General features: G+C 50.8%; 11 protein-coding genes. 4 read left to right on the forward strand and 7 right to left on the reverse strand.

All coding sequences use genetic code 11. The features are described 5' to 3' along the window. The first annotated feature begins 25 nt into the window (after nt 1-25). The 3 genes from AC2215_RS25310 to AC2215_RS25320 all read left to right on the forward strand — a co-directional run bounded on the left by AC2215_RS25310 (nt 26) and on the right by AC2215_RS25320 (nt 1,876). Nucleotides 26-607 carry a PAP/fibrillin family protein gene (locus AC2215_RS25310; protein ID WP_486812799.1) on the forward strand — a complete coding sequence of 194 codons (582 nt, stop codon included), beginning with the start codon at nt 26-28 and terminating at the stop codon, nt 605-607. 97 nt (nt 608-704) lie between these two features. Beyond that, complete coding sequence (locus AC2215_RS25315) at nt 705-1,169, forward strand: SMI1/KNR4 family protein (protein WP_486812800.1); 465 nt, start codon at nt 705-707, stop codon at nt 1,167-1,169. A 176-nt stretch (nt 1,170-1,345) separates the two neighbouring features. Continuing rightward, nucleotides 1,346-1,876, forward strand: a complete 531-nt coding sequence (locus AC2215_RS25320; protein WP_486812801.1) for a gluconokinase — start codon at nt 1,346-1,348, stop codon at nt 1,874-1,876. Nucleotides 1,877-2,130: 254 nt separating this feature from the next. On the opposite strand, the gene AC2215_RS25325 is transcribed toward AC2215_RS25320, so the two are convergent. Together AC2215_RS25325 and AC2215_RS25330 are read right to left on the reverse strand one after the other, a co-directional pair. Continuing rightward, the gene (locus tag AC2215_RS25325; protein ID WP_486812802.1) at nt 2,131-4,368 is read right to left on the reverse strand and encodes a caspase family protein; all 2,238 of its coding nucleotides are present in this window, start codon (nt 4,366-4,368) and stop codon (nt 2,131-2,133) included. 251 nt (nt 4,369-4,619) lie between these two features. Next, nucleotides 4,620-5,804 (reverse strand): VWA domain-containing protein, encoded by a 1,185-nt coding sequence (locus tag AC2215_RS25330; protein ID WP_486812803.1) that lies wholly within the window; start codon nt 5,802-5,804, stop codon nt 4,620-4,622. Between the two features lie 368 nt (nt 5,805-6,172). On the opposite strand from AC2215_RS25330, the gene AC2215_RS25335 reads away from it, so the two are divergent. After that, nucleotides 6,173-9,658, forward strand: a complete 3,486-nt coding sequence (locus AC2215_RS25335; RefSeq protein ID WP_486812804.1) for a response regulator — start codon at nt 6,173-6,175, stop codon at nt 9,656-9,658. A 396-nt stretch (nt 9,659-10,054) separates the two neighbouring features. Here the strand turns inward: AC2215_RS25335 and AC2215_RS25340 are convergent, their stop codons facing one another. The 5 genes from AC2215_RS25340 to AC2215_RS25360 all read right to left on the reverse strand — a co-directional run bounded on the left by AC2215_RS25340 (nt 10,055) and on the right by AC2215_RS25360 (nt 14,757). After that, on the reverse strand, nt 10,055-10,318 hold the full coding sequence (locus tag AC2215_RS25340) for a hypothetical protein (protein ID WP_486812805.1): 264 nt from the start codon (nt 10,316-10,318) through the stop codon (nt 10,055-10,057). Between the two features lie 148 nt (nt 10,319-10,466). Continuing rightward, nucleotides 10,467-10,613 (reverse strand): hypothetical protein, encoded by a 147-nt coding sequence (locus AC2215_RS25345; RefSeq protein ID WP_486812806.1) that lies wholly within the window; start codon nt 10,611-10,613, stop codon nt 10,467-10,469. Nucleotides 10,614-10,811: 198 nt separating this feature from the next. Continuing rightward, entirely contained in the window at nt 10,812-12,599 is a 1,788-nt protein-coding gene (locus AC2215_RS25350; protein WP_486812807.1) for a ribonuclease J, read from the reverse strand. 173 nt (nt 12,600-12,772) lie between these two features. Beyond that, nucleotides 12,773-13,657, reverse strand: a complete 885-nt coding sequence (gene dapA, locus AC2215_RS25355; RefSeq protein ID WP_486812808.1) for a 4-hydroxy-tetrahydrodipicolinate synthase — start codon at nt 13,655-13,657, stop codon at nt 12,773-12,775. A gap of 56 nt (nt 13,658-13,713) precedes the next feature. Further along, nucleotides 13,714-14,757: an aspartate-semialdehyde dehydrogenase gene (locus tag AC2215_RS25360; protein WP_486812809.1), complete on the reverse strand. Its 1,044-nt coding sequence runs from the start codon at nt 14,755-14,757 to the stop codon at nt 13,714-13,716. Nucleotides 14,758-14,928: the final 171 nt, after the last annotated feature.

A 14,928-nucleotide genomic window follows, 5' to 3' on the forward strand; every position in this document is an offset into this window, starting at 1 on the left:
CTATTTCTAATTCCCAGAAAAGGTGATGAAAGAAAAAGCAAAATTATTAGAGGCGATCGCCGGTCAAAATCGAGGTTTGCTTAGTGGAGAAATCGAGCGCACAGCAATTGAAGAAGCGATCGCTGCCTTAGAAGCAGAAAACCCTACCCAGTATCCGACGCAACGAGACGATTTGCTCGACGGCAACTGGCGATTGCTCTATACGACGAGTCAAGATTTGCTCAATTTAGGGCAGTTTCCCCTTTGGACTTTGGGGCAAATTTATCAATGTATTCGCACTCAAACCGGTCGACTTTATAACGTTGCTGAAGTATCGGGTGTTCCTTTTTTAGAAGGTGTTCTCAGCGTCCGGGCGAAAATTTTACCCCTTTCGGAAGAGCGAGTCAGTGTCAAGTTCGATCGACGTATTTTGGCACTCCAACGGGCGATCGATTACCAAAGTCCAGAAGAATTTGCTAGTAAAGTGGAAGCAGAAAATATCGGTCCGGCAATTGATATTCCCGTGAATGATGACCAACTCAACTGGTTGGATACGACCTATCTAGATGAAGATTTACGGATTGGACGGGGGAGTGGAGGGAGTATTTTTGTGTTGACTAAAAATTAAGAGATAAGTCAGTTTTTCTACAAATTAATAGAAGGGCGATCGGTCATATTCTATTGGATTGGGATACTGCTAGTGGTTATTTTTTGATATATTTTTTATGTATCTCGATCGATTCAAAAAAAAGCATCTTCAGCTCGGTCATATATTTCGCAAAAAAGTTAAACCTTGTACGATTGATGAGATTGACTATCTAGAATCTAATATTGGTTTTTCGTTGCCTAAGTCTTATCGCGAGTTTATGCTCTGGGGAGGACATAAAACCGGTGGTTTGATGGACGGTTCTGATTTTTTTTTCGAACATCTATTACCCATACAAGAAACAGCTAGAGAGATATTAAGTGATGATGAATTTGAAAAGCCGCTTCCTCAAAAAGCTTTTATCTTCCTGATGCATCAAGATTATCAGTTTTTATTTTTTGATGCAGGTGAAGGTGAAAATCCGTTTGTTTATTCTTATCGAGAAAATCAAGCGCCGCGTTTTTTTGAAAAGCATTATAGATATACTGATTTCCTTTTAGATATCTTAGAAAAGGAAGCTATTTTTCGCGAATCTTCAATTTAATTTTGTTCTAGATTTAGATAATTTACATAGTGTCTGTATCCCATTATCGTGCTTTTTCCTAGTGTCGTGTTAAAGTTGATAATTTCAAGATATTAAACTTTAGAAATCGCGAAACGCCCGCTGTTTATTTAAACGAGCGAAGCAACACTTTGTTTCTATTCACCATGACTGACAAGATGTCACCAAAAGGGCGCGCACTGCGATCGATGAAAATTGAGATCGTGATGGGTGTTTCGGGGTCAGGAAAATCGACTGTGGGAAAACTCCTGGCTCAACGTTTGGATTGGGAATTTTTCGATGCCGATGATTTTCATCTCCCCGTAAATATCGAAAAAATGAGCCGGGGAATTCCGCTCAACGATCGCGATCGCCAACCTTGGTTGGAACGTTTGCACGGGGCGATCGAAAATTGGCGAACAAACAAGCAATCGGTCGTTTTAGCCTGTTCCGCTCTCAAATCCCGTTACCGTCAAATCCTCGTTGGTAATGATGGCGATTGTATCGAGTGGATCTATCTCAAAGGCACTTTCGAGAGGTTATCCCAACGACTGCGCGATCGCCAACATCATTTTATGACAGAGGCGCTTTTACAGAGCCAATTCGATACTCTAGAAGAACCGGAAAATGCACTCTGGCTCGATATTTCCCACCCCCCAGAAGAACTGGTCGAGCAAATTCTGGACAGTCTGGCGATCGAACTCAATTGATAGCAACTGCGCCTAATGTTAGGACTCGGCCGGATAATTGTGTGACTATAGCAGTTCGTGCTGGTTTATTTAAACTCTTGAAAAAATCGGTTTTTTCCATTCCCCATTCCCCATTCCCCATGACTGAAAATATGTAATGAAAAGGGCGCGAACTGCTATAACCAGTGGTCTTTCCCTCCCTGCCTCCCCTGCCCCCGTTTCCCCCCCTACTCACCTTCACAAGTATCCTAATTACGATAGCGGTTGCGATAATTTCAACCCCGGACGATTTCAAAGGAAACCGATAGAGCCGCCATCCGAGTCATATCGATGCCGCGATCGTCTGCATGAACGGTCACGATCGCCGGTCCGCGAGTCCCACGAGTTTCTCGATCGAAATCAGAAAGTAACGCATCTGCAATCTCCTCAGAAGCCATGGCGGGTCCTCGATGACCTCGACCGACGGTCGCCTGAAGGGTTCCGAGTGCATTACGCAGGGGGGATTTACTCGCCACAATCAGAACTTCCGCAAACCCGGATGTATCGCCAATTTGGAACTCAAATCGATCGAGTTCTAGCTCGGGAATGATGCGGGTTTTACCACTTTGTATCCGAGAAGCCTCTACGGGATCTTGATACTCCGAGGGAAAAATTGCGGTGAGGGAACCATCGGGACTAATTAACAGAACGCAAACGTAGAGATCGCTATTCTCGTTATTTTTAAAGACAAATTCGATCGTGTCTCCCGGTCGGTATTGAGTAATTTCGGGGATTTGGTACGCACCTGCTGCCTCTGGAGAGCGATCGCGCCGACCTCGAGTATTGACAGCTGGGGCTTGAACTTGGCCTCCTTTGAGTTGCATGACCACTTCCACATCCAAACGAGAGGTATTGCTGCTGAGTACCCGTTTGACTAGATAGACCGCGAATAGAGATTGCAACTTGGCTTCGAGCCGCTCTACCGCAGCGGATGCGGATTCGCCGGGAACCCCAAACGAGTCGGGAACCACCGCGTTGAGTGCGGGAGTCAATAAGCCCAAACTACCGACCGGGGGTAAATTCTCTGAAGTCTCTAACTGTTGTCGGTATTCGGAGGTCATCCGAGCGAAGATATAGTGCACCTCCTCCGTTCCTAAAGAAGTCCCTTGAATGCGAGATTGGGCGTTTAAGGCTTGGCGAGCGGTTGAGACCGATTCGGTATCCAAGGAGCGATCGTCGATACCCACCTTCAAATTGAGCTCGGGAAGGCTGCGGATTTCTTCTTGAAAGAACATTCCCGGTTGGATGGAATTGCAGCGGTTACGCTGGATGATGCGACCCCAACCGACTAACCCCTCGCGATTTTCGAGCTGAATCAGCATTCGCGAATCTTCCCCACTCGGGTCTTGTCCGCCACAACGGACGCTCGACAAAACCGTACCCTCTTTAAAGCCTTCCCAACTATATCGATCGACCCCACCGAGCCAAAAATCGACCCGATCGTTCCCCGACACTCGTGTCACCACGGCTTCAGCCGCCGGACGAGGTGCATCGATAAAATAGAGCGGTCGGAAGCGATTCTCGTCGGGGTTGGTTTCTAGCAGGGGGTCTTGATGGGTACCGGACTCTAGGGCCAGGGTGTAGGTACTGCGACGAATGTTTTCTAAGACTCGATAAACTGCATCGGGATTGGTTTGCTGCCAGAGATAGCGGGTCATCAAATAGGTAAACGCTCCCGCGTGGAAGTCATTAAAGGGAACGTCGGCAGCGAGTTGATGGCGTTGTGCCGATGCAATTGCCACGCCTTTGGCAATGTTATTACCGCGAAGGTCTTTTAATTCATCCTCCGAGAGGTCTAGCTTGGACATCCATTTTTCCTGAAAGGCTCGTTCTTCGTCGCTGGGTAAAAATTCTCCGCCACCCGATCGCGATCGCACCGTCATATTTCCCCGCGTCCCCCCCCCAGAATGACAGCTATCGAGAACCACCGTTAAATTTTCGGTATCGACAGCCTTCATCAGTAAAAAGAGAGTTTGCCCCATGATATCGTTGACCGTGCCGCCATCCTCCGATGGAATCGGACTGTCGATGGGAACGAACGTGCCGTTCAGTCTGTCGGGAGCGTCGGGATCGTAGACTTGAGAGCCGTGGCCGGAATAGTGGAAGACCGCGACATCGCCGGGTTTGGCTTGGGCGATTAGATGCTCCTCAAAGGCGGTGAGGATTCGATCGCGGGTGACGTTGGTCGGATTATCTGTGTCGGTGAGTACCAGAATATCCTCTTCTTGAAAGCCAAAGCCGTACTTTAACAGGTTTTTCTGCATCAGTACGTCGGTGTAGCAGCCTCGGAGCGGGTTCCAGCCAACCCCATGGGGATAATCGTTAATTCCTACCAAAAGGGCAAGTTTGCGCGGCGTACTTTGGGCGAGAACTTTGCCGTAGCGATCGCCGTGTCTGGCGATATCGAGTTGGCTCAACCCCAGAGTCGCGAGAGTAGAACCGGCAAATTGAAGAAAGTGGCGGCGTTTCATCATCTTAGACTTTGGTATGGCACCCCGGATTCGGGGTTAGAAATCGTTTTTTTGGGCCTCTAGTATAAGTGGAAAGATTCAAGAGCGATCGCTCCCTTAATCTTCCCCCGAGAATCCTCTATTTATACTTAGCTCTGACCTTAGATTGAATATGCACGATGACGATGGCGATCGTAAAAGATGCGATCGATTCTCATGGCGAAACCATGCACGATCGCCCCCATTCCCTCTTTTGCGATCGAAGTCGAATCCTATCAATCGAGATCGGCGCACCATCGAGCTAAATCTTTCCCCTGAAGAGCCGCCGCCATCAAATCGGGAAATCGATCGGGGGTACATGCAAAAACGGGAATTCCTAAATCGGAGAGTTGCTCCGCGTTGTGGCGATCGAAATCCGGCGCGCCTTCGTCGTTAAGGGCTAGCAGCACGACCAGTTTCACCCCCATTTCTATGAGTTGAACCACTCGCCGTCGCATCGAATCTGGATTGCCCCCCTCGTACAAGTCGCTAATTAAAACCAGAATGGTGTCCTGGGGAGTGCGAATGAGTCCCTGACAATAAGCCAGTGCTCGATCGATATCCGTGCCTCCCCCCAATTGCATCCCAAACAGAACGTCGATGGGATCTTGCAATCGATCGGTGAAATCCACCACCGAAGTATCGAATCCCACCAGGTATGTTTTCAGAGATTCGATCGAAGCCAGTACCGCTGCAAAAATACTGCCATACACCACTGACGTCGCCATCGAGCCACTGAGATCGAGACAAATGACGATTTCGGGCAACGAGGATTGAGAGGGCGCGTAACCAATGCGAGTGGCGGGAATAATGGTGCGATAATCCGGTTGATAGTGTTTGAGATTAGCTCGAATCGTGCGCGGCCAGTCGATTTCCCGATGGCGGGGGTGACGATTGTGGCGCGATCGACTTCGGGCGGTGCGAATGGCTGCCGTGGTGGGGTGGGTTAATTGACGTGCCAAGGCGGCGACGACCTCCCCAACGACCTGACGTGCGGTATCCTTAGTGGTATGGGGCATCATTTGATTCGCGCGCAGCAAATCGGCAATCCAACGAACATCTGGCTCTACTGCCGACAGCATTTCGGGTTCTAGCAGTAGGTGGTGTAACTCCAATCGATCGATTGCGTCTTGCTGGAGGATGCGGGCAATGGAAGTGGGAAAATAGGTGCGTATGTCCCCTAACCAACGGGCGATGTTGGGAATGGAATTGGCCAGGTTTCCGTCACGTTGTTCCCCATACAGTGCGTTCATCGCTCGAGCGAGGATTCGATCGGTATCGTCTAGCTCAACATTCGCTTCTCGATCTCCCTCCTCATCGACATCGAAACCCTGCCGATCTCGATCGATTTCATCGGTTTCACTGTCGCCTAAAATTAACCGCCAGCGTTGTTGGTGCTTGAGATCGTCGTTGGGAGTCATTCGCCTTCGGGTTTGGTTCGATCCTTTATGTTATCTTGCAGGTAGGTTGCACGGCATTGGATAAAAAGCGAAAAAGCGTTTGGGATATCAGATGGGGGAGCGTGCCCTGTTTATTGGAGTTTCGCCAAGGTTATTCTTTCTTCTCGGCGATCGGGTCGTCTGTCTGGGCGCAACGAATTAGAGTTTGCTTTTAAGTCACTTCTAAAAAACCATCGATCGCGCGGAACTCAATTAGACATCTAGAGGAAAAATGCTCGGGGTTAAGGGAAAAGGGAATAGAAATCGATCGGATTTCTCATTTCTACCAGATGTCTATTGACTGAAGACAACTCGAAATTTCATGCATTTTCAGGTTGAGGGGCAACCTCATGACATTACGCACAAAAATACTGTTGATGGTGGGAGTCATTTCGATCGCCCTTAACGCACTACTGTGGGCAACCTCATCGATTCTCTGGATCCCCAGTACCGATCGATTTGACGGACGCGCGCTCTTGTATTCGGATTTATCTCCACTGGCGATCGGTTTTGCGTTCGTGGGGATCGTTGTGTGGCTAACCGATCGATGGCTGGCGCGACTTACCGAGGACAAACCCCTCAAAGCTTTGGCAAATGGGGTGACACCTGAAGTCGTCAAAACTGACATTGAAGACGAGCCTGAGGTCGCGGACAACGAACTGTCGAATTTGCGCCAAACGGTTCGCCTCCTCCAAGCGACCCTCAATCGCCGAGAGCGGGAGTGGCAGGAACTGGAGGCTCGCTATCAACTCATGGCTGAGAACTCGACGGATTTAATCGCCCGAGCCACCCTCGATGGGGTTCTCTTATACGTTTCTCCGGCTTGCGAAGCCCTGCTCGGATACACCAGCGAAGAACTCGTGGGTAAAAATATCTACGAGCTGTTTCATCCCCAAGACTTCAATACCCTCAAACCGAAGCGCGCGAGCTACATCCAACCCTCATCAACCCTGACGGTGAGCTATCGCATTCGCAATAAATCGGGAGTGTACGTTTGGTTTGAAACCACCAGCCATGCCATCCGCGATCCCAAAACCGATCGGGCGATCGAAGTGGTATCGGTGTCGCGAGATATCACCGAGCGCAAACTTGCCGAAAAAGACTTGCGCCAAAGTGAAGCCTCTATTCGCTCGATGTATAAGGTCACCTCATCGCGCCAGCTCAATTTTGAAGAGCGCCTGCAAGGATTACTGGCCTTGGGACGGCTGCGGTTCGGACTTGAAATTGGTATTCTCTCTCGGATCGAGGGCAATCGCTTTGAGGCGATCGAAGTTCAATCCCCCAGTAATGGAATTGCTCGAGGGGATGTCTTGGAGTTGGAGAAAACCTACTGCTACCGCACCATCGAAGCCAAAGAACCCCTTTACTTTGAGTTTCTCCTCGTCTGCGGTTGTGCCGAACCGCCTCAGTACGGTCCGTTCAAAATCCAAGCTTATATCGGAACCCCCGTGATTGTCGGCGGTCACGTCTATGGAACCCTTAGTTTTTCGAGTACCCGTGCCCTGAGCGAACCCTTTAAAGCCGTCGATCGAGAAATTTTAAAGTTGATGGCTCAGTGGATCGGGGGGGAAATCGAGCGCCAACAAGCGGCTCGGGCTGTGGCACAAGCTCGGGATGAAGCGATCGCCGCCACACAGGCCAAAAGTGACTTCCTGGCGAATATGAGCCACGAAATCCGTACGCCGATGAATGCCGTCATCGGGATGACGGGATTGCTCCTCGATACCTCCCTCACCCACGAGCAACAGGATTTCGTCCAAACGATTCGTAATAGCGGCGAGGCGCTGCTGACGATTATTAATGACATCCTCGACTTCTCTAAAATTGAGTCGGGGAAACTCGAACTCGAAAACCAGCCTTTCGATTTGGTGGGTTGCGTGGAAGAATCCCTGGATTTACTCGCCTCTAAAGCGACGGAAAAAGGGGTGGAGTTAGGGTATTTACTCGAGGCGGATACTCCCCCGGCGATTCGAGGCGATATTACCCGCTTGCGACAAATTCTCGTCAACTTGGTCGCTAATGCGGTGAAGTTTACTGAGGCTGGGGAAGTAGTGGTTTCTGTGAAATCGCATCCGTATCTGGTGGCGAACCCGGAACTGAATTCTGAAACCTTGGAGCTTGATGGGGCGATCGCATCGCAAACCGAATCCTGGTACGAGCTGCAATTTGCCGTGCGCGATACCGGCATTGGCATTCAACCCGATCGCATGGATCGCTTGTTTCGCTCCTTCAGTCAAGTGGACTCTTCCACGACTCGTCAGTACGGGGGAACGGGTTTGGGATTGGCCATTAGCAAGCGATTGTCGGAAATGATGGGGGGGCAAATGTGGGTTGAAAGCGGCGGGTCCGTTGCTGGGAATCCACCGGACTGGTTCGAGATTCCGGCAGTCGAGGGGAATGGCGCGCAGGCAAACGGGCAGGTGACCCCTCGCTCTGGCTCGACGTTCTACTTTACCGCGGTGGTGCAGCAGGCTCCGGAACTGCCCCAAAGCAAACCCCACGATCGCGCGGAGTTACAAAACAAACGGCTGTTGGTGGTGGACGATAACCCCACCAATCGCAAAATCTTGACCCTCCAGACTCAGACCTGGGGCATGCTGACGGTCGCCGTGGCATCGGGTCCAGAGGCTTTAGAACGACTCGAGAGTGGAGAGCGCTTTGACTTGGCAATTCTCGATATGCAAATGCCAAATATGGATGGTTTGACTCTGGCAACTAAGATTCGCCAGCACCCTGGGGGAGAAAGCCTTCCATTGGTGATGTTAACCTCTTTGGGTACGTCCCTGAGCGAACTCAAACGCGGAGAAGTCGAATTTGCCGCTTTTGCCAACAAGCCGATCAAACAGTCCCAAATCTACAATATTTTGGTGGGAGTGTGCAGCGGTCAACCCATTTCCGTCAAACAGATTAGCAAGTCTGCATCGAAACTCGATCCTCATCTGGCCCGCCGACTGCCCTTACGAATTTTGCTGGCGGAAGATAATGTGGTCAATCAAAAAGTGGCGACTCAAACCCTTGCTAGGATGGGCTATCGCGTCGATGTGGTGGGTAATGGTGTGGAAGTTCTCGATGCCCTCCAACGACTGCCCTACGATGTGGTGTTGCTCGACGTGCAGATGCCGGTGATGGACGGTTTGGAGGCGGCGCGCCAGATTTGTGCCCTGTGGTCTCGAGAGGGTCGCCCTCGCCTGATTGCCCTGACGGCAAATGCCATGGCCGGAGACCGGGAAGTTTGTCTGAAAGCGGGCATGGACGACTATATTAGTAAGCCCATTCGCGTGGAAGAGTTGGTTAAAGCGCTCATTCGATGCCGTCCGGTGGACGAGTGGGGCAATCTGGAAGGAGCGATGGAGGCGTTCTACCGAGAACCGCCACCGGCACCCCGAACTGACTGGCAGAGCAAGGGAGAAACTTTAAGTGCCAAAACCTTGCATGATTTACAGGAGATTGACGCCCTTGAGGAGTTAATCGATCTGTATTTGATGGAATCGCCGAAATTACTCGATCGCATTGGCACGGCTCTGGATAATGGGGATGCAGTCGATCTCAAGGATGCCGCTCACTCTCTCAAATCTACCAGTGCGGCGATCGGTGCGTTTCCATTATCGAAGTTAAGCGCCCAGCTCGAACAGTTGGGGAAAATGGAGCTAGGGACGGCGATCGAAGGAGGGGAGGGTGCGAGCCCGATCGAACCTTCGGAGTTGTTGGGGAAAATCGATCGTTTTGTCGATGCAACCGTGGTTATTGCTCACGTGGAAGCAGAATATCAGAAGGTGGTACGGGCGCTGAAACAGAAAAAGCAGGAACTCGAAGATGAAGCCTCGCCGTTATGTTAACGTCAGTTCGGGATGAGCTAAAATCCTCATGCTTTCGTTGCCCGAAAAGCTTGTTCTCTCGTGGCATGACCCTGAACGGCGATCTGAAGCCCAACTCATGTGATATTAGATCGAGTTCGGATAATTCGTAACAATTAAGCGCAATTGCTGAATCGTTTCTCGAATTCTCCCGGTCGGCGTTCCCTTGCGTCTTATACCAATTCTATGTGAAGCTGCCTCAAAAAAATGCGCTCAAAAGCTTACTGAGCAAGAATAAATTTAGCGCAGCTTCATGGAGAAACGGTATGACGCTTAACAGGGTCCGACTGCTCCCTACACCTCCGAAGCCCCCGATGCTCCCAATGCTCGCTTGAGCCGGAACGATCAGTATTTCACCGAACAGGATCTGAGATTCGGTTACGCACTTGCTCCATCTAAAACACTCTGCAAGCGAGTGCGAAATTCTCCTTTCGGATGACCGCCTTTGACTTCCCCTAAAATCTGAAAATCCCCCTCGGGAGACTCACAAATTAGATACGTCGGCCATCCCATACCTTCTTTATTGGGATATTGAGCCAAGAGAATTTTGCGGTACTTACGGTAGGTTTCGGTGTCTTGTAATTTGACATCCACGAAATCTAGGTTTAACTCTCGCGTCACTTTTTCATCGAAAAAGGACATTTTGTGGCAGATTCCACAATCTTCGGAAGAAAATTTAATGACAGCGCGGCTCATATCAGATTGTTCTCCAGTTCTAAATATTTAACAGTATTTATTGCTGTGAGTCTGAGTTGAAAATCTCAGATATTCGGACAGCGGATCTAAATGTTTAGGCAATATCGAGTTCGGATGATTCGTTCTCTTTGAGAGCCATTTCACCGATCGGGTCTCGAATTCTCTCCCGGTCGGCGTTCCCTTGCGTAGGCGCGCCGACGCGGGGTCCGACCGCTTTCCGCACCCCCGATGCTCGCCTCACGGTGAATTATATAGCGCAACGCGCGCCGTATATCTATGAGACGCGGGCTTTTTCTATTCCCCGCTCGCGATCCCCACAAGAGTTCGAGAACATTCATATCGATCGCATTGGGTGTCACTCTTGAACCCCACTCGATTCGACAGGAATATAGGAGGTGAAGCCCGAACTCAATCCCTCGCGCCTCACCTCCGGAAGAGATTAGGATGCGACCCTCGCCGTCGAACGCCGCCGACGACGACCGGTGACTGGGGCTTGGGGTTCTTGTTCAGGGGCGGGAGACTGTTCTTTGGGAGTTTGCAGAAGGCACACGAGCATGGGATTGCTTTGCAGTTCCCGTCGCAGAGTGCGCTGAATCTGTCGCTCTAACTGGGTTTTGACTCCCACCCAATCGACTTCGATCCCGTCTTTGCCTGTAGAAACAAATTCTTTCCACCGGGAGCTTAACACCTTGTCGATGTCTTCGATAATTTTGTTTTTCAACCGAGCGGGTTCCATGGTGGCGACGACCCCTCGGATGTGAACCTCGGGATGGGAGGTGAGCTTGCCCTCCCAATCGATTGCCGTGGCGACGGTTACGACCCCATCTTCTGCGAGTTGCTGGCGTTCTTTCAAAACTCGATCGCGAACCATGCCCGTGCGGGAGGAATCCACTAATTCCAAACCGGAGGCCACGCGATCGGCAATCCGGATGCTATCTTGGGTGAGTTCGACCACATCTCCGTTATCGACCACCACCATATTACTGGCAGGAATCCCCATACTCTGGGCGGTTTTGCAGTGCTGCACCAACATCCGATGCTCTCCATGAACGGGCATGAAGAACTTGGGTCGGGTCAGGGCAAGCATCAACTTGTGGTCTTCTTGGCACCCGTGACCGGAAACGTGCAATCCCTGACGGCGGCCGTAGACGACATTGGCCCCGAGTTTCATCAGTTCGTCGATGACATTCACGACGGCGATGGTATTGCCGGGGATGGGGTTGGCGGAGAAGACGATGGTATCTCCGGGTTTGATTTTAATTTGTCGGTGATCGCCTCGGGAGATTCGGCTCATCGCAGCCAAGGATTCCCCTTGAGAACCGGTACACAGAATGAGTACCTTTTCGTCGGGAAGCTTGGAGGCTTCGTGAATGGGTTTGAATAAATCGTCGCGACACTTGATATAGCCGAGGTTGCGGGCGTGGGCGATGACGTTGAGCATCGAGCGACCGACCACACAGACGTTGCGATCGTGTTTGGCGGCGAGTTCTAAAATCATGTTCACCCGATGGACGGAGGAGGCAAACGTCGTCACCATCAGGCGGCCGGGGGTTTGTCCGATGACGCGATCGAGATTGGGATAGACCGATCGTTCGGAGGGGGTAAATCCGGGAACTTCGGCGTTGGTGGAGTCGCTCAGCAGGCACAGAACTCCTTTTTCGCCGTATTCGGCCAATTTGTAGAGATCGAACTTCTCCCCATCCACGGGAGTATGATCGACTTTGAAATCTCCGGTGAAAATTACCGTGCCGATGGGGGTGGTCACCGCTAAGGTAAAGCTATCGGCGATCGAATGGGTGTTGCGAATAAATTCGATCGAGAAGGATTTTCCGATGCGAACCACTTCTCGGGGCATCACTGTTTTCAGTTTGGTTCTATCGGCCACTCCGGCTTCTTCGAGTTTGCCTGCCAGCAGGGCCAAGGCCAAGCGGGGGCCGTAAATCACGGGAATATCGAATTGTTTGAGGTGATAGGCAATGCCGCCAATGTGGTCTTCGTGACCGTGAGTGGCGATCGCGCCTTTGATTTTATGGCGATTTTCTCGCAAATAGGTCATATCGGGTAAAACGATATTCACCCCGTGCATCGCTTCCGTGGGAAAGGCAATTCCGGCATCCAACAGCAGAATTTCATCGCCGAATTCAAAAATACAGGTATTTTTGCCAATTTCGTGCAATCCCCCCAAGGGAATAATTTTCAGCGTGGGTTGGGTTTTGCTTTTACTCATGTTTATCCTGTTGTTGGAGCTAGTGTGAACGAAGGAAAAAATCTTAAGACCCTCCAATTGAGGAATTTGGAGGTGAAAATGACGGCGGAGTTTTTCTCACCTTCGGGATCTCAGAAGACGAGAAAACGCCGCATCGATTCAACAATTGAAAAAATTGACAAGAGAAGCGCGATTTAAGGTAAAAGTTCTAACTGATTCAAAACATCTTTGAGAGTTTGGCGCACGTCATCAGTGGCTTCGCTCAAGGGAGGACGACAGCTACCCACATCCCAGCCTAAATATTGGAGGGCACACTTGAGGGGAATGGGATTGGTGGTCGCAAAGAGGGCTTTAAATAAAGGAAACAAACGCAAGTGAATCTCGGTCGCCCGTTGCGTTTGACCCGAGACAAAGGCGCGTACCATCTCCTGTAACGGTTGACCCACCAAATGACTGGCAACGCTGACCACCCCATGACATCCCACGGACAGCAGGGGAAGGGTTAGGGAGTCTTCCCCGGAATACAAGGTAAAGTCGGGGGGAACCAGACGGCGAATTAGTGCCGCCTGCTCTAAATCGCCACTGGCTTCTTTGATGGCAACGATATTGGGCACCTGCGCCAACTCGGCAACGGTCGTCGGGGCGAGGTTAATGCCCGTGCGACCGGGAATGTTATACAACATCAAAGGCAGATCCCGACAAGCCGTGGCGATCGCTTTGAAATGGTTGTAGAGACCCTGCTGGGGCGGTTTGTTGTAGTACGGGACCACCTGTAACGATCCATCTATACCCAGCTTAGCCGCTGCTCGGGTGTCTTCAATGGCACGATCGGTGGCATTAGAACCCGTCCCCACCATCACTTTGGCTTTGCCGGCGACTGCCGCGCGCACCACGCGAATTAACTCCAACTTTTCAGTTGGACTTAGAGTGGGAGATTCGCCAGTGGTTCCGCAAACCACGAGGGTATCCGTACCGTTGTCTGCTAAATGGGCGGCTAACTTTTCGGCAACCGCACAATCTAAATTCCCCTCTACATCGAACGGCGAGACCATTGCCGTCAGAACTCGTCCGAAATCCACTACATCTGCACTCCGTCAATCTTTTCCATGGCTCAATTCGCCCTCGGGGACGCTCGCTAAACTTCGAGGGCTGTCGGTTTTACTAAGTTGCGACTTACTAACAGTTCGGCAATTTGGACGGCGTTGAGGGCCGCCCCTTTACGAATTTGATCGCCGCACAGCCATAAATCCAACGCCAGAGGATTGGATAAATCCTGACGGATGCGACCGACGAGTACTTCATCTCGTCCCGTGGCATCCATCGGCATCGGGAAATAGTTAGTTTGCCAATTTTCCACGAATTTCACCCCGGGTGCCGAGGCGAGAATCTCCCGTGCTTTCTTAAGCGCAAAGGGGCTGTCGAACTCTAAATTAATCGCCTCGGAATGGGCGCGCAACACCGGAACTCGCACGCAAGTTGCCGTCACTTTGAGATCGTCAACCCCAAAAATTTTCCGGGTTTCGTTGACCATTTTCATCTCTTCCTCGCAGTAGCCGCGTTCGTCGAGGGGAGAGTTATGGGGAAACAAGTTGAAGGCAATGGGGTAAGGGAGAATCTCAGCGACGGGTTCTTCTCCATCTAAAATCGCCCGGGCTTGATTTTTGAGTTCTTCCATCGCCCGCGCGCCGGCCCCGCTGGCCGATTGATAGGTACTTGCCACGATTCGCCGCACCGGCTGGACTTGATGCAGGGGCCACACGGCCAGTGTCATCAGAATTGTGGTGCAATTGGGATTGGCGATAATACCGCGATGAGCGCCCGCCACTTCTGGATTGACTTCCGGAACGACGAGGGGAACCTCGGGGTCCATGCGGAAGGCGCTGGAGTTATCGATGATGACCGCACCCGCTTCGATAATGGATTTGACCCAAGTTTTGGAAATGCTGCCTCCCGCAGAGGCTAGGACGATATCCACATCTTTAAACGCTTCGGCACTGACCGCTTCTACGGTCAGCTCTTCCCCAGCAAAAGACAGATTTTGACCGGCAGAGCGCTCCGATGCAAGCAGCTTGAGACTGGCAATGGGAAAGTTGCGGTTTTCGAGAATTTTGAGAATCTCTGTCCCTACGGCACCCGTGGCACCGAGGATCGCAATTCGATAGGTTTGAGGCAAATTCATTCCCTCCACATAGCAGATTTTCTAGTTTATGGATACAAGCTTGTTGTAATGATTTTTGGGACTGGCTTGAGATAAATTCGACTTAATGGAACTCGCCAATGCCGAGCTTAAATCTTTTTTTAGAGAATTTTATATATTTTTAAAATAGACGATCTAATTCTATATAACTAG

It is taken from the genome of Zarconia sp. (genome assembly GCF_057467645.1).

What these genes read in the sequence shown, in the direction of transcription:
- AC2215_RS25330 (WP_486812803.1), bottom strand. Translation starts at nt 5,804, where the DNA reads ATGACTCCCAACGACGATCTCAAGCACCAACAACGCTGGCGGTTAATT.
- AC2215_RS25310 (WP_486812799.1), top strand. Translation starts at nt 26, where the DNA reads ATGAAAGAAAAAGCAAAATTATTAGAGGCGATCGCCGGTCAAAATCGA.
- AC2215_RS25340 (WP_486812805.1), bottom strand. Translation starts at nt 10,318, where the DNA reads ATGTCCTTTTTCGATGAAAAAGTGACGCGAGAGTTAAACCTAGATTTC.
- AC2215_RS25360 (WP_486812809.1), bottom strand. Translation starts at nt 14,757, where the DNA reads ATGAATTTGCCTCAAACCTATCGAATTGCGATCCTCGGTGCCACGGGT.
- AC2215_RS25350 (WP_486812807.1), bottom strand. Translation starts at nt 12,599, where the DNA reads ATGAGTAAAAGCAAAACCCAACCCACGCTGAAAATTATTCCCTTGGGG.
- AC2215_RS25325 (WP_486812802.1), bottom strand. Translation starts at nt 4,368, where the DNA reads ATGATGAAACGCCGCCACTTTCTTCAATTTGCCGGTTCTACTCTCGCG.
- AC2215_RS25315 (WP_486812800.1), top strand. Translation starts at nt 705, where the DNA reads ATGTATCTCGATCGATTCAAAAAAAAGCATCTTCAGCTCGGTCATATA.
- AC2215_RS25320 (WP_486812801.1), top strand. Translation starts at nt 1,346, where the DNA reads ATGTCACCAAAAGGGCGCGCACTGCGATCGATGAAAATTGAGATCGTG.
- AC2215_RS25335 (WP_486812804.1), top strand. Translation starts at nt 6,173, where the DNA reads ATGACATTACGCACAAAAATACTGTTGATGGTGGGAGTCATTTCGATC.